At 40.0% G+C, this 20971-nt stretch carries 19 protein-coding genes; all 19 read right to left on the reverse strand.

What is annotated here, in order from left to right:
• Positions 1-4 precede the first annotated feature (4 nt).
• A complete protein-coding gene (hemA, locus tag AOC35_RS08555) occupies positions 5-1321 on the reverse strand; it encodes a glutamyl-tRNA reductase (RefSeq protein WP_108646679.1) in 1317 nt (438 codons plus the stop codon).
• Between the two features lie 9 nt (positions 1322-1330).
• Entirely contained in the window at positions 1331-1819 is a 489-nt protein-coding gene (locus AOC35_RS08560; protein WP_108646680.1) for a TspO/MBR family protein, read from the reverse strand.
• Entirely contained in the window at positions 1816-3021 is a 1206-nt protein-coding gene (locus AOC35_RS08565) for a geranylgeranyl diphosphate reductase (RefSeq protein WP_108646681.1), read from the reverse strand. The genes AOC35_RS08560 and AOC35_RS08565 overlap by 4 nt, the downstream gene beginning before the upstream one ends.
• Before the next feature lie 16 nt (positions 3022-3037).
• On the reverse strand, positions 3038-4366 hold the full coding sequence (locus AOC35_RS08570) for a BCD family MFS transporter (RefSeq protein ID WP_108646682.1): 1329 nt from the start codon (positions 4364-4366) through the stop codon (positions 3038-3040).
• Position 4367: 1 nt separating this feature from the next.
• The gene (gene chlG / locus AOC35_RS08575) at positions 4368-5237 is read right to left on the reverse strand and encodes a chlorophyll synthase ChlG (RefSeq protein WP_108646683.1); all 870 of its coding nucleotides are present in this window, start codon (positions 5235-5237) and stop codon (positions 4368-4370) included.
• A gap of 123 nt (positions 5238-5360) precedes the next feature.
• A complete protein-coding gene (gene ispH / locus AOC35_RS08580; protein WP_108646684.1) occupies positions 5361-6311 on the reverse strand; it encodes a 4-hydroxy-3-methylbut-2-enyl diphosphate reductase in 951 nt (316 codons plus the stop codon).
• 3 nt (positions 6312-6314) lie between these two features.
• Positions 6315-7076 carry a putative photosynthetic complex assembly protein PuhE gene (gene puhE, locus AOC35_RS08585; protein ID WP_108646685.1) on the reverse strand — a complete coding sequence of 254 codons (762 nt, stop codon included), beginning with the start codon at positions 7074-7076 and terminating at the stop codon, positions 6315-6317.
• A gap of 12 nt (positions 7077-7088) precedes the next feature.
• Complete coding sequence (gene acsF / locus AOC35_RS08590) at positions 7089-8165, reverse strand: magnesium-protoporphyrin IX monomethyl ester (oxidative) cyclase (protein WP_108646686.1); 1077 nt, start codon at positions 8163-8165, stop codon at positions 7089-7091.
• Positions 8166-8179: 14 nt separating this feature from the next.
• Positions 8180-8497 (reverse strand): hypothetical protein, encoded by a 318-nt coding sequence (locus tag AOC35_RS08595; RefSeq protein ID WP_108646687.1) that lies wholly within the window; start codon positions 8495-8497, stop codon positions 8180-8182.
• An 8-nt stretch (positions 8498-8505) separates the two neighbouring features.
• Positions 8506-8970, reverse strand: a complete 465-nt coding sequence (gene puhC / locus AOC35_RS08600; protein WP_108646688.1) for a photosynthetic complex assembly protein PuhC — start codon at positions 8968-8970, stop codon at positions 8506-8508.
• Between the two features lie 9 nt (positions 8971-8979).
• A complete protein-coding gene (gene puhB / locus AOC35_RS08605; protein ID WP_108646689.1) occupies positions 8980-9681 on the reverse strand; it encodes a photosynthetic complex putative assembly protein PuhB in 702 nt (233 codons plus the stop codon).
• Entirely contained in the window at positions 9678-10448 is a 771-nt protein-coding gene (gene puhA, locus AOC35_RS08610; RefSeq protein WP_108646690.1) for a photosynthetic reaction center subunit H, read from the reverse strand. The genes puhB and puhA overlap by 4 nt, the downstream gene beginning before the upstream one ends.
• Positions 10449-10467: 19 nt before the next feature.
• On the reverse strand, positions 10468-11898 hold the full coding sequence (locus AOC35_RS08615; RefSeq protein WP_108646691.1) for a PucC family protein: 1431 nt from the start codon (positions 11896-11898) through the stop codon (positions 10468-10470).
• The gene (gene bchM / locus AOC35_RS08620) at positions 11895-12593 is read right to left on the reverse strand and encodes a magnesium protoporphyrin IX methyltransferase (RefSeq protein WP_108646692.1); all 699 of its coding nucleotides are present in this window, start codon (positions 12591-12593) and stop codon (positions 11895-11897) included. The genes AOC35_RS08615 and bchM overlap by 4 nt, the downstream gene beginning before the upstream one ends.
• Positions 12593-13501, reverse strand: coding sequence for a ferredoxin:protochlorophyllide reductase (ATP-dependent) iron-sulfur ATP-binding protein (gene bchL / locus AOC35_RS08625; RefSeq protein ID WP_108646693.1), 909 nt, complete (start codon positions 13499-13501; stop codon positions 12593-12595). Before bchL ends, bchM begins: the two co-directional genes overlap by 1 nt.
• A complete protein-coding gene (locus AOC35_RS08630) occupies positions 13498-17298 on the reverse strand; it encodes a magnesium chelatase subunit H (RefSeq protein ID WP_108646694.1) in 3801 nt (1266 codons plus the stop codon). Before AOC35_RS08630 ends, bchL begins: the two co-directional genes overlap by 4 nt.
• Positions 17273-18943, reverse strand: coding sequence for a ferredoxin:protochlorophyllide reductase (ATP-dependent) subunit B (gene bchB / locus AOC35_RS08635; RefSeq protein ID WP_108646695.1), 1671 nt, complete (start codon positions 18941-18943; stop codon positions 17273-17275). Before bchB ends, AOC35_RS08630 begins: the two co-directional genes overlap by 26 nt.
• Positions 18934-20238 carry a ferredoxin:protochlorophyllide reductase (ATP-dependent) subunit N gene (locus tag AOC35_RS08640; protein WP_108646696.1) on the reverse strand — a complete coding sequence of 435 codons (1305 nt, stop codon included), beginning with the start codon at positions 20236-20238 and terminating at the stop codon, positions 18934-18936. Before AOC35_RS08640 ends, bchB begins: the two co-directional genes overlap by 10 nt.
• Complete coding sequence (bchF, locus tag AOC35_RS08645) at positions 20235-20792, reverse strand: 2-vinyl bacteriochlorophyllide hydratase (RefSeq protein ID WP_245898468.1); 558 nt, start codon at positions 20790-20792, stop codon at positions 20235-20237. Before bchF ends, AOC35_RS08640 begins: the two co-directional genes overlap by 4 nt.
• Positions 20793-20971: the final 179 nt, after the last annotated feature.

The raw sequence follows: 20971 nt of genomic DNA on the forward strand, positions 1-20971 counted from the left end.
ATGTTCAGCCCTTTCGTCCAGTGCTTATAAATATTTTCGATACAATTTTTTGACACTCATCAATACTAAATTCCTCAGCATGATTCAGTGTATGTAAAGATCCGTGTAAAAACTTATTTGATAAAGCACGTGCCAACTCAGCCATTACTTCCATTGGGTCATCGCCACGTTGTATCTTTCTTTTTGCTTTTTCTAATTCAATGTTCTGTAACTCATCACTTCTTTGCTTAAGACTATTAATCAAGGGAACCGAAGAGCGTTGCATAAACCAATGCATAAAGTTTTTAACCTGCAAATCGATGATCATTTCAGCATTTTTTACAGCACCTAACCTTAAATCATTACCCTCTTTGACTACCTGACCTAAATCATCTACCGTATATAAATAGACATCTCTTAAATTACTGATTTCAGGCTCAATATCTCTTGGGACAGCAAGATCAATCATCACCATTGGGGCATAGCGACGTTTCTTGAGGGCGGTATTGACCATACCTAAGCCAATAATAGGCAAGGAACTAGCGGTACAGGAAATCACAATATCAAAATCTGCCATTTTTTCTGGCACTTCAGATAATGGAATAGAGTCGCAAGAATAACCTTGTTCAGAAATATATTTAGCTAAGTCTTCACCCCGCTCAATAGTGCGATTAGCAATAGTGATTGAACGTGGCTTTTTACCTAAAAAGTAAACAGCACATAACTGAATCATTTCACCAGCACCAATAAATAAGATCCTTTGCTTTTCAATATCGCCCAACACACCTTGTGATAAGCGTAAGGCCGCACTAGCCATTGAAACAGCATGAGAGCTGATTTCGGTATTCGTTCGGACATCCTTAGCAACGGCAAAAGTGCGATTAAATAATTGATTGAGATGCAATCCTATCGATCCAGCTTGCTGAGCTGTATAAGCCGCTTTTTTGATTTGACCAAGTATTTGAGTCTCCCCAAGAACCATCGAATCTAAACCACACCCAACTCGAAACACATGCCTAACCGCCTCAGAAGCAACAGAAGTTTTAACGTAATCAAGAATCTCACTTTTTGCAATACCTTGCTGGGATGATAACCAGTCGATTGTTCTAGCCTGAAGTAACCCTGGTGAAATCTGCTGGTCATTTGCAGCACAATAGATTTCTGTTCGATTGCAGGTAGATAAAATTGCTACCTCAGAATTCGTTTCATTATTAAATTGATTCAAATACTGCCTTAGATCAAGGAGCGCATCTGGTAAATTTTCCTCTGAAAATGCCACCTTTTCTCTCACACTAACTGGAGCAATTTGATGTTGGATACCGATAGTTAATAGATTTAACATAATTGAGTTTTATTGAAAAGGTCCATTTAAACGAATTGTTTCTAGATTAAGTAAGATTGCGACGCTAACCCAAACAATGTAGGGCAACATAAACAAACTAGCTTGCCTACTTAATCCCCACGAATACACAATAATTCCCAAAACAGAAGCCCATAAAAATAGCGCCTCAAACAAAGACCAATCAGGACGATGTAATTTAAAGTACAAAACACTCCAGAACAAATTTAAAAACCCATTACTTAAAAACAATATCGAAAGGATTTTTTTTTGAATTTTTGTAGATGATTTACTCCAAGCCAATATCCACGCAAAAAAAGCACATAAAAAAATACTAGTCCAAATGATACCAAAAGCCCAATCAGGTGGTTTCCAGTCTGGATGCTTCAAACTAAAATACCATGGGCTTAAATCAGTTAATAAACCGCCCAACATAATAACCACGAGCAGCCAGGCTCCAGCAGCAATAATATGGGGTTGACGGTAAAAAGAACTGTTCATGAAGTCTTTGCAATTCCTAATAAGTGCCCCATATCTTTAATAAAGATTTTGATGTGAGCCATCGGTTTTTTACGTACTAATTTTTTATTCATGTACGCTTCAAATGTGAGCTTTTGTACGTCTTTGTCTTCACACATTTTCACAAAACTCTCACGCCTTTTATTACTCGTATACCAAAAATGTTGCATGACTCCTAATACAATAAATGGTAAGCGATGTTCTTTCATAAAGCGCTTTCTGGCTAAACGTAATTTACTAACTTCATTGGTAACGAGAAACTCTTCAATCGCTTCACCTGCAAGTTGACCACCTAACATTGCATAATAAATTCCTTCTCCTGAAGCTGGGGCTACAACTCCAGCTGCATCACCAGCCAGGATGACGTTTTTACCGTTATCCCATTTTTTTAGAGGCTTCATGGGCAATGGCGCACCTTCATGACGAACTAATTCTGCATCGGCTAGTCCAATATCTGCACGTAATTTACCAACTGCGTTTCTGAGTGAAAATCCTTTATCAGCACTTCCCGTTCCAATACTTAAAGTATCACCATGAGGAAATACCCATCCATAAAAATCTGGAGAAATATCTTTTTGATATAAAACATCACAACGCGAATCATCATAATCACTATTCGTGACGGCTGGTCTACGAATTATTTCATGGTACGCAAAAACATAATTTGCCTCGGAGCATCCAGGCACTCCAGCAGCTCTTCCTACCCCTGATTTTGCGCCATCTGCGCCAACTACTGCACGTGCATAAACTTCTGATAAAACACCACTACCAATTTCAGCTTTTTCACGAACACGGTAAGTGATTTTTACTAAATCACCCTCTTCCTCAAGGTTAGTAAAATTTCCAACACGCCTTACAGCACCAAATTTTCTTGCTCGTTCACGTAACCATTCGTCAAATTCGCTACGATTAACCATGCCTACAAAGCCATCTTCAATCGGAATATCTACTCTATTGTTTTTTGGTGAAACCATTCTTGCAGAGGTTGCTTTTGCAACTAATAGAGAATCAGGTATTTCATAATCTTTGATCAACCTCGGTGGAATCGCTCCACCACACGGCTTGATTCTGCCATCTCGATCCAACAACAATACTTTCTTCCCTTTTTTCGCTAAGGTTTCAGCAGCTGTTGCTCCTGCGGGTCCACCACCAACCACAACAACGTCAAAAATTTCTTTATTCATATCATCCACCTAATATTTATCGTTGAATATTTTTTGCAAATTTTGCTGAAACCACAAATAACAATGCTTCTAAACTAAATACAAATGAATAAGCACTTGCTGAATCTGTAATTAACCATCTTGCTGCATCACTTGCAACAGCTCCTAGTAAGCCTCCTAAGCCGAAAGCTATGGCCTGTGCTCCACCCCATAAACCAATTCTTACGCCTTCTTTACCTGCACCATCAGCTACGGCTAAGCGCATCATCGAAGCAATCGCTGCAATCGAAAATGCACCATTTGCAACACCTAATAAAAAAACATTGAGCTTGAGTGGCCAACTCGGACCAACTAAACCACCGACACATAAACCTGCCATTGCAATCGCAGAAGCAATACAACCATAAACTGTCCAAAAACTGAGTGAACCAAAATACTTCCTTAAAAAACTACTGCCACAAATAGCGACCATTAACATCCCAACTAATACCCCTGAATGCTGTAATCCAGATAGGCTAGTGGTTTGACCAACTGTGTAATTGAAAACAATGCCAGCAAAAGGCTCAAGGATTAAATCTTGGGAGCTAAAAGCTAACATCGATATAAAAATAAATTGAGTAAAGTGACGTATGTCACGATCCTTCCACATTTCAGCAATTGCTTGTTTAAAAGATAGTTGATCTTTTTTAGCCTCTGGCAAACTTTGGGCATATTTGCTGACTGTCTCTTCTAATCGAAATAAAGAAAGTGTCGTCAATAGAAAAGCAATCATCGAGACAACTCCAGCTATCGTTACCACTTTCAGTGGTGTATAGGGATCAATAAATTTTCCAATCAAAATACTGGTGATGGCAAATCCAAAAATCATCATCAACCATACAATCGTTGCAGCTGCCGCTCGACGTTGGTCATTTACACTTTTTGCTAATAGCGCTAGTAAGGAGGTCCCACTAATACTTACGCCCACTCCAATCATCACAAATGCGAAAAATGATACGATTAATCCAATTACTAAATTTATACCTAAGAGAGCAGTCCCTATTGATGCGGCTACACCGCCCAAAGCTAGTACACCCATTCCTCCAATAATCCATGGAGTTTTTCGCTTACCTTGGTCTGATATGAAGCCCATCTTAGGACGAATAACCTGCACAAAATAATGTAGTGCCACCAGAATTCCGGGGATTAAGGCTGGCAAGCTCAACTCCACTACGATAATTCGATTGAGTGTTGATGTAGTCATTACTACTATTGCGCCAATACAAGTTTGCACTAAGCCTAGTCGAATAATTCCAAACCAACCCAAAGATCCATCCGCCTTTGTTTGCTGATTAATAAGAGTTGTTGTAGGATTTGCGCTGAGCATTTCACACTCCCAATTGACGAATACCGAAAGCAGCAACCATCATGCCACTAACAAATAATGGGACTCCAAAACCGCTATAGAAAATCGCTCTTTCTATTGGTTTGGAAATAAAAAATTTCATGAGTATTATTTGGATCATGATCAACATGAAGACCCCAAGACTATGCCAAGCTTGATCAATCAAATATAAATAAATACAAACGATGACTTGCGGAACCAACATGATGAGGCAAGCAACTTTAGCTGCAGAATCGGCACCTAATTGAACTGGAAGAGATCGAATTCCCATTTTTTTATCGCCCTCAATCGCTTTAAAGTCATTTAAAGTCATGATGCCATGGGCACCAATACTATAAAGTCCAGCAAATAATAAGGATGGATTACTTGGTGTAAGGCTGATAGATAACAGTGCAGCTCCAGTAATCCAAGCCAAGCCCTCATAACTAATCGAGCAAGCTAGATTTCCATACCAGCCATTTTGTTTTAATCGTATGGGCGGCATACTGTAAGCCCACGAAAACGCGAGTGCTAATAAAGTCGCATAAAATCCCCAAGTTCCTAAAAAAGAGCTTACAGCCAATGATAGTAACGACCAAATGATTCCTAAATAAAGTCCCCACCTGCCAGGAATGCGCCCTGACGGAATTGGTCGATTCGGCTCGTTTATAGCATCAACATGCCTATCAAACCAATCGTTTACGGCTTGGCTTGATGCACAGACTAAAGGACCTGTCAAAAGGATACCGAGCAGAATAACTTGCCAATTCTGACTAAAAGCTTGACCTGAACTGATTGCGCCGCAAGTGAATGCCCACATGGGTGGAAACCATGTGATAGGTTTAAGTAACTCTATAAACGCTGGCAATTTCATGTTTGTATTTTTTTATTTACGACAATTGTGTAAATTAAATTTTACACTTAATCTTAAAAAATACCATGAAAATAACTAAGGATTTTCCCTAGTAGTCCTAAAAATTCCTAAAGGAGATTCCTCTTATAAGGATGCAGTTTTTTGCAAACCTTTTGGCATTGAAAAAACTGTATTTTCGACAATACCTGGCAGTGTCTTTACAACTCGCAACCCATAATGGCGAACCACGTCGATAATCTCTTGGGTTAAGTTTTCAGGTGCAGAAGCTCCTGCAGATATACCTACACGCTTTTTATCGAAGAACCATTCAGGCTTCACCTGTAGGGGATCATCGACTAAATAAGCCGGAACGCCCATCTTGGTTGCTAACTCTCTGAGTCGATTTGAATTTGAGCTATTGGCACTTCCAACAACTACCATCACATCCACTAGGGGAATGAGCTCTTTTACTGCATCTTGACGATTTTGAGTAGCGTAACAAATATCTTGTTTTTTAGGCTCTACAATATTGTTAAAACTTGCTTTTAATGCAGTAATAATCTCTTTAGTCTCATCAATGGATAAAGTGGTTTGAGTCACATAAGCAATTTGCTGATCTTGCCCTAAGGGCAACTTGGCAATATCAGCCACTTTTTCAACTAAATAAATATTGTCTTTCACCTGACCCATCGTGCCGTCCACCTCAGGATGGCCATGATGACCGATCATCACAATCGGAATTCCAGCAGCGTGTAATTTTTGAACTTCAACGTGCACTTTATTCACCAAAGGACAGGTTGCATCAAAAATACGCAAGTCTCGTAAGCTGGCTAAATACTTAATTTCTGCTGAGACACCATGTGCGCTAAAAATAAGCGTCGAACCGTCCGGTACCTCAGATAATTCTTCAATGAAGATTGCACCTTCACTACTTAATTCAGCAATCACTCTAGCATTATGGATAATTTGATGACGCACATAAATTGGCGTTCCAAATTGGCGAATCGCCTCTTTCACAATTTGAATCGCTCGGTCCACCCCAGCACAAAATCCCCTAGGTTGAGCAAGCAAAATATCAGCGTCTAAATGTCCCATAATTTACCTTTCTTCGCGAAAGCCCCACTTCCATAAAAATTCAAGTTGAAACGGTATAACCAAAAATAGATGCTCAACAATCGCAAGCGTTAATAGGGTTGCAAGAATGCCGTTAGAAGCCATCTCAAAAGAGGCAGTCCCCTCAGTTAGTACTCCACTCCATAGGGGCACTACAAACAAGCAAGATGCCACTATAGAAATAGGCATCAAGTAATTCATAGAACGACGACGAAAATAGCTTTGTAAATACTTTAAGTGCTTCGGAAGAAAGTTTTCATTCAGGTTCAGTACACCTAAGAAAATATTTAACTTCGCACTTTGCCGCATGAGCCAAAGAATGACAAAAGTCCAAAAGCCAGTTAAGTTATCTGCATTCCAACTACATGCTGCCACACCAATAAACAGTAATAACAAAGCTAACTCATGATGATTTAACGCCTCAAAAGCATATCTAGCACGTGCCCATCCTTTTGCACCATCAGGACAGGCAGTTCTCCTTGAACCCGTAACATATCCTAATAAAAAAGCAATTTCTTGCCAAGCCCAAATTAATAGGGCACAGCAAAAAGCACAATACGCATCTGCAACCGAGGAAGATTGGCTACTAACATTCAAGCCCCAAAATGCCGCAATGAGAATTGCTGTGTTAACCACCATAATCCATTTAAAGCGCATAGGGGATAGACGGTCCAGCCATAAAATAAAGCCCGTACTAAACCACCATACAAAGATAGTAAATAAAAAAGGAAACACAGCACCTTTCATTTAGGGTACTTTCTACCAAACAGGCTTTAAGCGGAAATCTGCTTTTAATTCATTCGGCACAACAGGAATTAAATACAAACTAACAAATGTTGCTCCAGCTTGAATACCTGTACCCAAACGCTTCAATTTTGAGAGGAGGCCAGGCTGTTCTTTATATTCTTCCATCCGATCAGATAAAACTCTTAATTTGTCAAACTTATCCCAAACATTTTGATTATCTAAATCAATTGTGAATGGAAATACCTGCTTGGAGATTTCAGAAGTTAAGTGCAATACTTCTTTGTCATATTGCGTTGGCGACACTCCCAAAGCTTTATGAAACTCCACCCGTGAATGATCTCTAACGTACATGGTTGCATATACGGCAAGTAAAAAGAATCTAATCCAAAGCTTATTTACACCCGATAATAATTTCGGGTCAGAGCGCATCAATACAGCAAACGCTTCGCCATGACGAAATTCATCATTACACCATTTCTCAAACCACAAAAATATCGGGTGAAAGCGAATCTCTGGATTCTGATCCACGATACGGAATATCTTGATATACCTCGCATAACCAATCTTCTCAGATAAGTAGGTTGCATAAAAAATAAACTTTGGCTTAAAAAATGTATATTTTTTAGTTCTCGCTAAAAATCCTAAATCAATACCAACTCCAAAATCTTTTAACCATTGGTTGATAAAACCAGCATGACGACTCTCGTCACGTGCCATATATCCAAAGAGTTCCTTTAGATCAGGGTTTTTAACTTTCTTTTTAATTTCTGCATAAAGTACACAACCAGAGAATTCTGAAGTAATTGAACTAATCATAAAATCCAAAAACTCTTGATAAAGACCATCAGGTAATTTTGAGTAGTCTTTGAGCATATCCTCAGGACGTTGAAAGTGTGACTGATTAGGATCAGATTCAAATTCTTTCATCAATTTATTCCACTCACCCCGCATACTCTCAATATTCATACCATCCATTTCTTCGAAATCAGTGGTATAAAAACGTGGGCTTAAAACCGTATTTTCTAAGGCTTTATCAGTAGAAAGGTTGATTGGAAAATCATTTTTAAATTCCGGAGCTAAGGTATTCATAAGTTATCCTTTTTTTATATAGACTTCTTTTGCAAGTTCAACTCTCTTGCGCGCTGTTGTGAAAATCGTGTCGATGAAAAACTGACTTCGTAAAGCATTGTTATTTCAAAGCGAGAGAATGTCCGAATGAACCATCTCTTCAAACTACTCGCTTTAAAATAAGATGCCTTGCCAGTAACTCTTCTTTTTTGACCATAAGGCAAGTCAACTGGAACTTGATGCAATTGAATCGCGTCGCCAGGTCCGATATCAACACCCTCTAGTTCAACATGGGCGTATAAGTCCTCCCAAGTATTTGACATATCTAATGAATAATTAACTTGTTTGGACATGTTGATTCCTATGAATTATTATTTTTCAAAAATACTTTAAAGCTTTCGACATTTTGCGAACCAAAAGACTCTAATTCAATTTGAGTATTCGTTAATGGGTCTAACAAAACTAGTCTGCCATCATTAAAAGCCATCAAATTGACTGGGTCCTCTTTCCCTAGTCCACGGATCCTTCTTTCACGTGCAACTGTCCTTAAGATTCCTCTAACAAACCCTGCCTCGCCCTGCACTACATCGATAATTTGATTCGTTGTAGCATCAATAACAGTAACCCCACCATCTTCTCTATCCTCAAATTTCAATACTTTTACCTGAACTGGCTGCGCTTTTTGTATTTGATTTTTTTCATCTAAAAATAATGTACTTATAAAATAACCAAACAAGCTGAGCGCGATACAGATCACGAATGCCTTGATCGAAGGTGAGATTTTGATCGAAGGTGAGATTTTGGATTGAAGTTGGTTATTGGACATTAGATTTCTTTAAGTTAGGCTTAAATCGTTTGTAAGTCCAACATTTAAACCCTGTCGCGAACGATTAGGTTGAATTATTGGTGTGTTGGTTGCAACTTGGTTGATTACAATCTGATTTTCAGTTGCCCAGGCCTGTTTGATTAATTCCGCGACTTCTTTAACATTGGCAATATTTCTAAGCATCGGCTCAGGATGATTAAAATTCATTGGTCTAACATGAGGCCATAAATGAAAGTAGGCTATTTTGGTGTCCTGATTAACCTTTAAGGGGATATTTCCATAACCATCTTTTTGGGCTTTAAAGTCTGCACTTACAATTTCTTTAAATGGCAAGTTGAACGATAAAGTTAAAGCCATACCAATTCGCATTACGATGCGGCGGTTTGTAATCGTATAAACTGCAGATTTAGCGGTAAAGAAGGCAAGTGTACCTAGTAATCCGATACTTACGATACTCAGAAAAATCATCCAAGCAGTGGAAATAATCACTGCTTGCAAACTATGCTCTAAAACAACTCCATCATAAATTCGATAAAAAACAAGAAATAAAAAATAAACAATGACGGGGCGAATATAAAATATATCTTTAGCAGTTCTCCAAACATTTGGAGAACCCTGCCAAATTACTTTTTCAGTTTCTGGAAGTTTTTCAGGTAAGCCGTACTCTGCTTCTAGTTCATATTCACGACCATTATTGAGATTTTTTCTCATGCTAATGGCTCCTGACGATCAGGCGTTGCATACAAAGTACCTGCACCATAATAAGCCATCACTTTTTCTTCCTCTAGTAAGGTAATTTGTGAATTACTTTTCGTTTTTGGTACATCGCTAAATTGATGGCTTAATATTGAATTTACTCTAACACCACCCTCTTTAATCAAAGCGAAATTCAAAGGAATCAATACATTGTTACCTGGTGTTAATTCCACTTCAAAATATCGGATCATTGACTCCATATGATCAACCCACAGATTGGTAACCTTGCCAGCCGGTTTCTGATCAGCACCATAAACAGTCATGCCAATCGGATTTTTATCATTTTTATTAACCGAAAAACTTGGTAGTTGTGAGATTGGCATAATTCTTGGTTCACCATGCAAGCCTACATCTGGTACATCAGCACGATTAGCATAAGAACCCGGGCCGACACCTGCAAGTAATGGATTACCTGTCGGTACTAATGGCGCACCATTCATATGATGAGCAGGAACTGCATTCAGCACCTCTGGTGCTGGAGCATTTTTTAATGGAGCTAAATATTCTTGCCCTGATTCCGTCAAAAATGACTTAGATTTAGGCATCATAATCAGGCCCGCTTCATTGCTTATTTTTCCAAAGCGCTCTGACTCAAGAGGAAACCCCTCTCGTTTACTTTCTAAAGTCAAATGAATCACCAACCCAAGAAAAAATACAATAAATATTGTAAAAATGAGTGATGCTACATCCCAACCAGCGGTAATTGCTCCAAATCCTGTCATAACTTTCTCCTATAAAAAATTAGCCTGGTAATTCTGCCAATCCAAACTTCTTGGTTGATACCCTTTGATTGGATTGATAGATTACCAAAGGACCCAATGCGATCAATGTTGCAAAAATTAAATATATTTCAATGTGATATACAAATTGATAACCTGTGGCGGGGTTATTTAAGGCATCTCCTAAAAGTCCCTGCTTTGCTAGATCTGAAATCAAATCGCGAATTAAGCCACCTAATGAAATTGCTATGCCAGAGGCAGTAGTATTTACTGCACCCCAAGCCCCAATAGCCATTCCTGTCATACCAATATTGTCCATTTTCATGGCAATAATTAAAGTACTAATTGAGAATAGACCTGCCCCAAAGCCAATGAAGGTTGCTCCAACTCTAAACATGATGGTTGAATTCATCGGCTCTGCAAAAATGACTGCAGAAAAAGCCAATAAACCAACTAATAAAGCAAAGGCGGCAATCCTGTAGGGTTCCATCCCTTTTGATAACCAACGTGCAGCTAAAGCAAAAGCAAATAAAGCGCCACCTGACATTAACGCAGTCAGCAAACTGGTTTGTGACACGCTTAAGTGAAGAATCTCGCCACCATAAGGTTCTAAAATAATATCTTGCATACTAAATGCCGCAGTACCCAATCCAAGCATCACTAAATAACGCTTTAGTTTTCCTTTGGTAGCAAATTGATTCCAACTTTCTCTAAATTCAGGTCTCTTGATGGCTGGATTTGTTTTATGAGGTTGTCTAGCTTCTTGTTTCCACAAGGCAATAAGATTGAGAAATAAAGTTACTGCAGCAGCAGTTTGAACAACCTGTATTAATTGAATTTGTGTAAAAGGATTTAAGAAAAAACTAAATACGATGCCACTGATGACCATACCAACTAGTAGCATGACATACATCAAAGCAACTACTCTGGGACGAGACTCTTCAGTTGCAATATCTGTGGCGAGTGCAAGTCCTGCAGTTTGTGTGGTCTGCATACCAGCACCAACGAGTAAAAATGCTAGACCACTGGCAATATGACTAAACCAAATCGGCCACTGCGTATCCCCTGATAATAGGATCAAAGCAAAAGGCATAATCGATAAGCCGCCAAATTGTAATAAGGTACCAATCCAAATATAAGGTACTCGTTTCCAACCTAAAACAGAGCGATGTTGATCGGATTTAAAACCAATTAATGCTCTAAAGGGGGCAAACAGTAAAGGTAGGGCAACCATTAATGCAACTAACCAAGCGCTTACACCCATCTCAAGAATCAATACGCGATTTAAGGTGCCGATCAATAGCGTTGCAGCCATTCCAACGGTAACTTGGAATAAAGACAATCGTAAAAGCCGAGACAAAGGTAAGTCATCACTCACCACATCTGCAAATGGGAGTAACTTAGGACTTACGGCAGTCCAGGTTTTTCTATTGACTAAAAATGGAACTTTCATTTTTTAGTGATTTCCATCGTTTGTGATTTATAAAACATACTTGATACTTTTTGGGTGAAAGTGACATCCCAATCTTTTAAATCTTCTGCCTGTTTGATTTCATCTCGAATCTGATTTTCAGCAATCGGCACAATAAAGGGCGAGCGATCTTTTTTGGGGAAAAGCTTGCCAGAGCGAATCATCAGTTCAAGAGCAAACGTACTCGGCGCAAAAGTGAAGATGATTTTATGTTGTGTGTTTTTTGCGAGTTGACCGAGAACAGAGACCTTATCGTTACCTTGATAATGAATCACTGAGTCCATACAAACTACATAATCAAAATAACCAAATTTGGGATCTAACATGTCACCTGCATGAAACTCAACTAAATGCTCTAACCTAGGATCTAGTCTCTCTTTAGCTAAATCAATTAAGGTAGCAGATAGATCAACGGCAATCACGTGTGCGCCTCGTTTAGCTAATTCGACTGCCAAAGCACCAGTTCCACAACCTGCATCCAAAATCCTAGTGCCAGCAAGATTCTCTGGTAAACGACTCAAAAGAATATCTCGGGTTTGATCACGACCAGCCCTTACGGTTGCTCGAATCCCACTGACAGGTGCATCAGAAGTTAACTTTGCCCATGCTTGCGAAGCTGTCCGATCAAAATATTCTTCAAGCTCACTACGTTTTTTTTCGTATCGTATTGTTGTCATCAATCAAATCCTAAAAGATCAAAAATTTCACGGTCTTTCAAACTTTCTGCTTCAATCGGTGGAAGTTCCTCTAGTAAGGAAGCTGCTAATCGTAAATATTCGTTTTGTACTGCTAGGATTTCAGGGGTCTCTTCCATTTCAAAAATAGTGCATTTTTTTAATCTGCTGCGACGAATTGCATCAAGATCAGGAAAGTGAGCCATCGTCTTTAAACCCACGCGTTTATTAAACTTATCAATCTGATCGGTTCCTGCGCTACGGTTAGCAATCACACCGCCTAAACGTACATCGTAGTTTTTAGCTTTGGCAGCAATCGCCTGAACAATTCGGTTCATCGCAAAAATGGAGTCAAAATCATTTGCTGTAACGATTAAGGCACGATCTGCATGTTGTAAAGGAGCAGCAAAGCCGCCGCATACAACGTCGCCAAGAACGTCAAATATCACGACATCTGTATCTTCTAATAAATGATGTTCTTTTAAGAGTTTGACTGTTTGTCCAACTACATAACCACCACAACCAGTTCCGGCAGGAGGACCACCGGCTTCAACGCACATCACACCGTTATAACCCTCGTAGACAAAATCTTCTATCTTGAGTTCTTCTGCATGAAAATCCACTGTCTCTAAAATATCAATCACCGTGGGTACTAATTTACCGGTGAGAGTAAAGGTTGAGTCATGCTTTGGGTCACAACCAATCTGTAATACACGTTTACCAAGCTTTGAAAAAGCAGCCGATAAGTTGGAGGAAGTGGTACTCTTCCCAATTCCACCTTTACCGTAAATGGCAAATACTTTTGCATTTCCAATTTTGATATTAGGGTCAAGGTGCACTTGAACACTACCATCACCATCAGGTGGTTTTGCTGCATTCAATACTGAGATAGGGACTGAAACTGTGTTCATGAAATTGCTACTCCTTGGTAGACGCCTTCGAGTCGATCTTCTAACTCTTCAGCAAATTGTCGCAATTTAGCGAGATCTTGTGCGGATGGATTCCAATACTTCCTTTCGCTTGCTTCAAGCAAACGATTTGCTACTTTGGCCGTGGCGCTTGGATTTAAATCTGCTAAGCGTTCACGCATTACATCATCTAAGACAAAAGTCTCTGTAATTTGTTGATAAACCCATGGCTGAACTTGACCGGTAGTTGCTGACCAACCAAAAGTATTGGTCAAATGGGTTTCAATCTGATGCACACCCTCAAAGCCATGTTGTAAGATGCCCTCATACCATTTTGGATTGAGCATACGTGTTCTAGTTTCTAAGGTTACTTGCTCGTTGAGCGTTCTGACCACTCCCTTACCCGAAGTTTGATCACCGATATAAACTGGCGAATCAACGCCACCCTTTGCATGTTTTACAGCTTGACTGATCCCACCTAAAGTATCAAAGTAGGTATCAATCGTTGTTACACCAAGTTCTACGGAGTCTAAATTCTGGTAAGTGAGTGACACATCAGCAAAAATACCTTCTAGTAACTCAGCCTTCTGTAATTGAGGTTTTCCGCTAACCCCATATGCAAAACCTTTACGCTTCTTATAGGTATTCGATAACTCTTCTTCATCATCCCATTTGCTGTTATCGATCAATAAATTTACGTTTGCACCATAGGTACCGTCTGCATTACCGAAGACGCGTAGTGCAGCTGTCTCCATATCGCAACCCATCCTCGCCATATAATCAAGGGCATGTTTACGCACAAAATTTTGATCAGCAGGTTCGTCAGCTTTAGCTGCTAATAAAGCAGCTTCGGCTAACAACTTAATCTGTAATGGCATGAGATCTCTGAAAATACCAGAGATAGATACAACCACATCAATGCGAGGACGACCTAAAATTTCTAAAGGAATTAATGTAGCGCCAGCTAAACGTCCATAACTATCGAAACGTGGTTGAGCTCCCATTAATGCCAGAACTTGACCAATTGGTGCACCTTCTGTTTTAAGATTATCCGTACCCCATAAGACGATAGCAATCGACTCAGGCAAGACATTTTCTTCAGCCATGTGGCGATCTAAAATACGCTGTGCTTGTTGCGCACCATCTTTCACTGCATACTGACTAGGTATTCTGAAAGGATCAAAACCATGTAAGTTACGCCCCGTTGGCAGTACGTCTAAGTTATGTAATACATCCCCGCCAGGTGCTGGGGGAATATATTTTCCATCCAGCGCATTCATCAGTCCATCTAATTCACTATCCATTTGCATGAACTTATATGCAGTCTGTAAATCCGTAATAATTTTTTCGATATTTTCGATTTTGCCAAGTTTATGCGCAAGAATAATTTCTTGAGGTAAAGATCCTTTAACAATATCCAGGAAGACCTCATCTTCCAGGGTTACTTCGACGCTAAACTTTGCCATACTCTTTAGCATCTCTAAATTTGCACTTAATGTTTTTTTCTTACCAATAACGTGTAAGCCCTCTGGAATCAAGGCATATTCATATGCTAATAACTCTTCACTCAACTTCACTACTTCAGCGCTGATTTGCTTTTGTGTAAGAGCTTCCCAGGAACTTGTGGCTGAGATAATTTCAATACTAGTCGCTTGGGTAAAAATTAACTCGCTAAGTTGTTCACGCTCCACAACATTGGCAAGGTCATGGTCATTTTCTGGTAATAAGCGATAACGTTCTACTGAGGCCTTTAAATCTGCAAGTCCCTTATAAAGACCTGCTTGAGCAATCGGTGGAGTCAAATAACTGATTAATGTTGCACCTGAACGTCTCTTCGCAATGGCACCCTCTGATGGGTTGTTAGACGCATATAAGTAAATATTAGGTAAATCTTTAATAAGACGATCTGGCCAACAATTGCCAGACAAGCCTGTTTGTTTACCAGGCATAAACTCTAAAGCGCCATGAGTCCCAAAATGAAGCGCTGCATGGGCTCCAAAATCTTCTCTTAAATAACGATAGAAAGCTGAGAAAGCGTGTGTAGGCGTAAAACCTTTTTCATATAACAAACGCATTGGATCACCTTCGTATCCAAAGCCCGGTTGAACGGTAAGAAGTACATTACCAAACTGTTTACCTAATACAAAAATTCCAGAACCATCACTTAATTGTTTACCAGGTGCAGGACCCCATTGTTTTTCAATGTCCTTCAACCAGGTCTCACGTTTGACATGGTCATTTGTTGAAATCTTAAAGTGAACATTTGCATCGGTATTAAATTGCTGTGCATTACCGTGCAGGATAGATTCTCTTAATTCGTCGACGCTGGCAGGCATATCTACTTGATAACCATCTTGCTTCATACGTGCCATGGTTTCATAAATGGACTCAAAGACACCTAAATACGCTGCGGTTCCCACTCTTCCCGCATTTGGTGGGAAGTTAAAAATAACAATCGCAACTTTACGATCATGGTGAGATGATTTCTTCAGTGAAATCATCTTATCCATTCTGGCTGCGAGCATATCTACCCGTTCAACACAGGTGAACATATCATTCACATTATTTTTTTCAGTGAAGGTGCATTGACGATGGCAACCTGTACACGTTGTGCCAGGTGCACCAGAACGGCCGCCATAAACCATTGGATTAGTGGCACCATCTAATTCAGGAATAGCCACCATAAGGGTACTTTCCACAGGTAGTAAGCCACGATCGGAACTACCCCAATCAGAAAGATTTTGGAACTCTACTGGATGGGCTGCCATGTACGGTACATCTAGTTTACCTAACACCTCTTCAGCAGCTTTGGCATCATTGTAAGCAGGACCACCAACAAGTGAAAAGCCTGTGAGAGAAATCATGGCATCTACGGTACATTTGCCATTTTTTATTAAGAACTGATCAATCGCAGGGCGTGCATCAAGGCTTGCAGCAAAAATAGGAACGACCTGATATCCTCGCGCTTCAAGTGCCGCAAAGACAGCATCATAGTGCTGTGTATTACCAGCTAAAACATAAGATCTAAGTAGCAAAATACCAATCTTACCTTTTGCCTTGTGATCAGGTACAAGTTTAGGAACTTGATTTAGTTCTTCACTAATACGTCCTTTGAGGCGCGGATGGTAAACTCCAGAATCGGGATACATTACCGGTTCAACAATCTTACCCTTGGCATTTTTAAGTGATGCTCTTGGACCAGCTGCATATTTATGAATGAGAAAACGGACCATATGGTACATATTCTCTTCTGAACCACCCAACCAGTACTGTAGGGTCAAGAAATAATTACGCACATCCTGAGCGGTTCCAGGAATATATTTTAGAATTTTTGGCAAACGACGTAGCATCTTCATTTGCGCAGCACCACCCGTTGTATTCTTCTCTTTAGAGCCACGCATTTTTTTGAGCAATGCAAGTGGTCCACTTGCTGGCTTACTCATATCAAAATCACCGATTTTGGTAAGGGGTACCACTTCTGCCGCAGACATTGCACAGACCATGGCATCACAATGATTGCGACGCGCTTTTAAATCTTCAAGAATAGGTAAAAAGTGGTCTTCCAAAAATAACATCGTAGTGACAACGATATCAGCCTCAGCAATATCTTTTTTACACTCAGCAAGCTTCTCAGGTGCTGTAGCCCAACCAGCTGCCGCATGAATTTTAAAATCCAGATTCGGCATTTCACGTTTTAATGCAAAACTCGCCTTTTCACTTGCACTTAGGAGATGGGTATCCATCGTCACTAAGACAAATTTAAGAGGAGTTTTATTAACGACTGTAATAGGCTTTTGCATCGTAAAGCGTCTCCAAGGTGATCTGCTGCATACCATGCTCAATTGCATACTTTTCTGTATTTCGCCGAGCTTTTCCTCGTACAAAAAATGGAATCTTGCCTAATTCCTTTAAGGCATCTGCAGACCACACCGCTTGATCTACAGAAGATTGTTGAGTTGTAGACTGCTGTTGCGTATCAAACTCTTCTTTTTTATCAGGTTGCTCTTGATCAACTACGGGAACTTCTAATTCAAAATATGGAGCTGCTTCAGTGACCTGATGGGAGGATGCAGACGCCGCTCCAACATGTCCCAAATGTGAGGCAGGGACATTACTATTAAATTCAAAATCTTCTCTAAACATCATGATGAGATGCTCTTCTAGACCCATCATCAGCGGATGAATCCAAGTATCAAAAATAACATTGGCACCTTCGAAGCCCATTTGCGGAGCATATCTAGCTGGGAAATCTTGCACATGCACTGGCGCAGAAATGACGGCACAAGGAACCCCTAAACGCTTGGCAATATGACGTTCCATTTGCGTGCCAAGAACCAGTTCTGGGGAAAGCTCTGCAACTTTTTCTTCAACTTCTAAATAATCATCTGTAATGATGGCTTCTAAACCATATGATTTCGCTGCTTCACGTACATCTTTCGCAAACTCTCTCGAGTAAGTCCCCATCCCAACGACTTGGAAACCCATTTCATCACGAGAAATTCTAGCTGCTGCAATCACATGGGTAGCATCGCCAAAAATAAAGACGCGTTTACCGGTCAAGTAGGTAGAATCAACTGAACGGGCGTACCAGGAAGAATTTGACTTAATTTCTTTTAATACTTTTTCTTCAGAAATGCCCGCTAACTGCGCTACTTCTTTCATGAAATCAATACTTGCATTGACACCAATTGGAACTACTTTAGTAAATGGTTGGCCATACATTCTTGAAAGCCATGAAGCTGTTGTCTGAGCAATTTCTGGGTAAAGAACAACATTAAAATCAGCTTGTGGAATTCGAGTGATGTCACTTGGACTAGCACTTTGAGGAGCAACTACATTAATTTCAATACCTAACATCGTGAGCATTTTGCTCACTTCCTTTATATCGTCACGGTGCCTAAATCCAAGTGCTGTGGGACCTAAAATATTACAACTTGGCTTTTTACCTGCTGCCAATTTTTCTTGACGTTGGCTGATATGAGTAGCTGCTGCTATTTTTGTATCCTGCACGGTTAAGTGGCGGACAATTTGATAAAAAGTCTCAGAAGCACCCCAATTTTCTTTCTTTTGATAAGACGGTAATTCCAAGGGAATGACTGGGATTGGTAAATTTAATGCCTTACTTAAACCACCTGGATCGTCTTGAATCAGCTCGGCAGTGCAAGAAGCACCAACAATCATAGCTTGTGGTTTAAAACGCTCAAAAGATTCTTTAGCAGCGTTTTTAAATAGTTGAGCAGTATCTCCTCCCAAGTCACGCGCTTGAAAGGTTGTATACGTTACAGGAGGTCTTTTGGGGAGACGCTCAATCATTGTGAAAAGTAAATCGGCGTAAGTGTCGCCCTGTGGCGCATGCAATACATAATGCAAATCTGTCATCGCTGTAGCAATCCGCATCGCTCCAACGTGAGGCGGTCCTTCATAGGTCCAAAGAGTTAATTGCATAGGGCCTCCGTATCAAACTGTAGTTTTGCTTTACGACGCAGAGGTCTTGCGAATAACTCGGCCAGATCGGCTGCTTGATCGTAACCATGAATTGGGCTAAACACGAGTTCAATCGCCCATTTTGTTGTGTATCCTTCAGACTCTAGTGGGTTAGCTAAGCCTAAACCACAAACGACCATGTCTGGCTTTGCCAACTTGAGTCGATCTAATTGTTTCTCTACATCTTGCCCCTCAGATAACTGGACATTTTGTGGTAACAAAGCTAATTCTTTTTCTAAAATTTGCTTATGCAAATAAGGTGTGCCTACTTCTGTAAGCTCCATGCCTAACTCACGATTTAAATACCTAGCAAGAGGAATTTCTAACTGCGAGTCTGGGAAGAAGAAAATCTTTTTATTTTGTAAAGTTTCTTTGAGTGGTGCCAAAGCCATTTCAGCTCTTGCTTTTTTCGGCGCTGTCACTTTATCAAATATCTCTTGTGAGACTCCCATCGCAGTTGCAATTGCAGCTAACCATTCAGTTGTTCCCTCGATCCCAAATGGAAATGGGGCACTTAGATGACTAGCTCCACGAGACTCTAGTGCGCGGACTGTATCCCCTAAAAATGGTTGAGCTAAGATAAATTGCGTATTGCTTCCGACCGCTGGAAGTGTTCTTGAGTTGCGTGGTGGGAAAAAGCTAACATTTGTCACACCCATCTCAGTAAAGAGCCTTGCAAACTGATCTTCAACGATATCAGGTAAGCAACCCACAATCATGATGGCTTTTTCTTCAGTTACCGGTAACTGTGGGACAAGCGCATTTAAGCAAGCATCTTCACCTTGGGTAAAGGTTGTTTCGATTCCGCTTCCTGAATAATTCAGAATTCGTACTTGAGGACCAAATTGTTTATCTAAACGACCGGCTGCACGGTGTAAGTCTAATTTAATGACTTCAGATGGGCATGAACCGACAAGGAATAGAAGTTTAATATCTGGACGTCTTGCCAATAATCTTTGAACGACTTTATCTAATTCAGCATTTGCATCGGCAAGCCCTGCAAGATCACGATCATCAATAATTGCTGTTGCAAATCTAGGCTCGGCAAAAATCATCACCCCTGCAGCTGACTGAATGAGATGTGCACAAGTACGTGAACCAACCACCAGAAAAAATGCATCCTGAATCTTACGATGCATCCAAATAATGCCAGTTAATCCACAAAATACTTCACGTTGTCCACGTTCACGGATGACTTCTGGAGGTGTTCCACAACCGGATTGAACTACTGCCTGGATTGGAATAACTGCATTCATGAGGCATAACCTTGTTGAAATATTTCGTTAGTCATTGAGGCTTTGTTTTGCAAAGCCTCATATTCTTTTCGTGCAACTCTTAATTTCCAAATGAATTGAGCAGCATTAATGAAGTAGGCACCATAAGCACACAGGGCTAAAATCATTAAGGCGTTAGGACTCAATATTTGATTCAATAGACAGTAGACGTAACTCAAGTGAAGGAAAATCACGAGCATACTAAAGACGTCTTCCCAAAAAAACGCCTCTGCAAATAAGTACTTATCAAAGACAACCTTTTCCCAGATACAACCAGTAACCATGATTAAAAGGAGCAGAAAGGTCTTTAGCATGATGGAATAGTTGGCATAGTCATAATCTTTTCCGGTCATTAGAAACCTGATAACTAAGGTTATACTTACTAAGAAGACTAAAAATTGCACGGGAGCCAAAACACCTTGAACAAGTGTCCAAACAGATTGATCTCTTTTGATCCTCTGTTCTGGGGTGTAAAGTAACTTACTCTTCTCGTTCATTTCTCTGCCTAATGAATAATATTCAACATCTGTAAACAAAAGTTTACGCCTTATTTATGTTACACAATATAGGGATTTCCCTTATTTGTGTAAAATAAATTAGACATATGTTTAAAAAGCGTGTAAATTTAAATTTACGGTATATCCCCTACTATTTTTTAACACGGAGCAGAGTATGGTTAAGTCTTTTAACGATGTAAAAACCACTCTCCCGGAGA

It is taken from the genome of Polynucleobacter rarus, assembly GCF_003072505.1.
Lineage (GTDB): Bacteria > Pseudomonadota > Gammaproteobacteria > Burkholderiales > Burkholderiaceae > Polynucleobacter > Polynucleobacter rarus.

Bases quoted from the DNA above. Each gene is read 5' to 3' on its own strand.
- puhC (WP_108646688.1), bottom strand. From the start codon at position 8,970: ATGTCCAATAACCAACTTCAATCCAAAATCTCACCTTCGATCAAAATC.
- ispH (WP_108646684.1), bottom strand. From the start codon at position 6,311: ATGGGACATTTAGACGCTGATATTTTGCTTGCTCAACCTAGGGGATTT.
- bchL (WP_108646693.1), bottom strand. From the start codon at position 13,501: ATGAACACAGTTTCAGTCCCTATCTCAGTATTGAATGCAGCAAAACCA.
- chlG (WP_108646683.1), bottom strand. From the start codon at position 5,237: ATGAAATTGCCAGCGTTTATAGAGTTACTTAAACCTATCACATGGTTT.
- AOC35_RS08640 (WP_108646696.1), bottom strand. From the start codon at position 20,238: ATGAATGCAGTTATTCCAATCCAGGCAGTAGTTCAATCCGGTTGTGGA.
- puhB (WP_108646689.1), bottom strand. From the start codon at position 9,681: ATGAGAAAAAATCTCAATAATGGTCGTGAATATGAACTAGAAGCAGAG.
- AOC35_RS08595 (WP_108646687.1), bottom strand. From the start codon at position 8,497: ATGTCCAAACAAGTTAATTATTCATTAGATATGTCAAATACTTGGGAG.
- bchB (WP_108646695.1), bottom strand. From the start codon at position 18,943: ATGCAATTAACTCTTTGGACCTATGAAGGACCGCCTCACGTTGGAGCG.
- hemA (WP_108646679.1), bottom strand. From the start codon at position 1,321: ATGTTAAATCTATTAACTATCGGTATCCAACATCAAATTGCTCCAGTT.
- AOC35_RS08565 (WP_108646681.1), bottom strand. From the start codon at position 3,021: ATGAATAAAGAAATTTTTGACGTTGTTGTGGTTGGTGGTGGACCCGCA.
- AOC35_RS08560 (WP_108646680.1), bottom strand. From the start codon at position 1,819: ATGAACAGTTCTTTTTACCGTCAACCCCATATTATTGCTGCTGGAGCC.
- bchM (WP_108646692.1), bottom strand. From the start codon at position 12,593: ATGACAACAATACGATACGAAAAAAAACGTAGTGAGCTTGAAGAATAT.
- AOC35_RS08630 (WP_108646694.1), bottom strand. From the start codon at position 17,298: ATGCAAAAGCCTATTACAGTCGTTAATAAAACTCCTCTTAAATTTGTC.
- AOC35_RS08570 (WP_108646682.1), bottom strand. From the start codon at position 4,366: ATGCTCAGCGCAAATCCTACAACAACTCTTATTAATCAGCAAACAAAG.
- acsF (WP_108646686.1), bottom strand. From the start codon at position 8,165: ATGAATACCTTAGCTCCGGAATTTAAAAATGATTTTCCAATCAACCTT.
- AOC35_RS08615 (WP_108646691.1), bottom strand. From the start codon at position 11,898: ATGAAAGTTCCATTTTTAGTCAATAGAAAAACCTGGACTGCCGTAAGT.
- puhE (WP_108646685.1), bottom strand. From the start codon at position 7,076: ATGAAAGGTGCTGTGTTTCCTTTTTTATTTACTATCTTTGTATGGTGG.
- puhA (WP_108646690.1), bottom strand. From the start codon at position 10,448: ATGACAGGATTTGGAGCAATTACCGCTGGTTGGGATGTAGCATCACTC.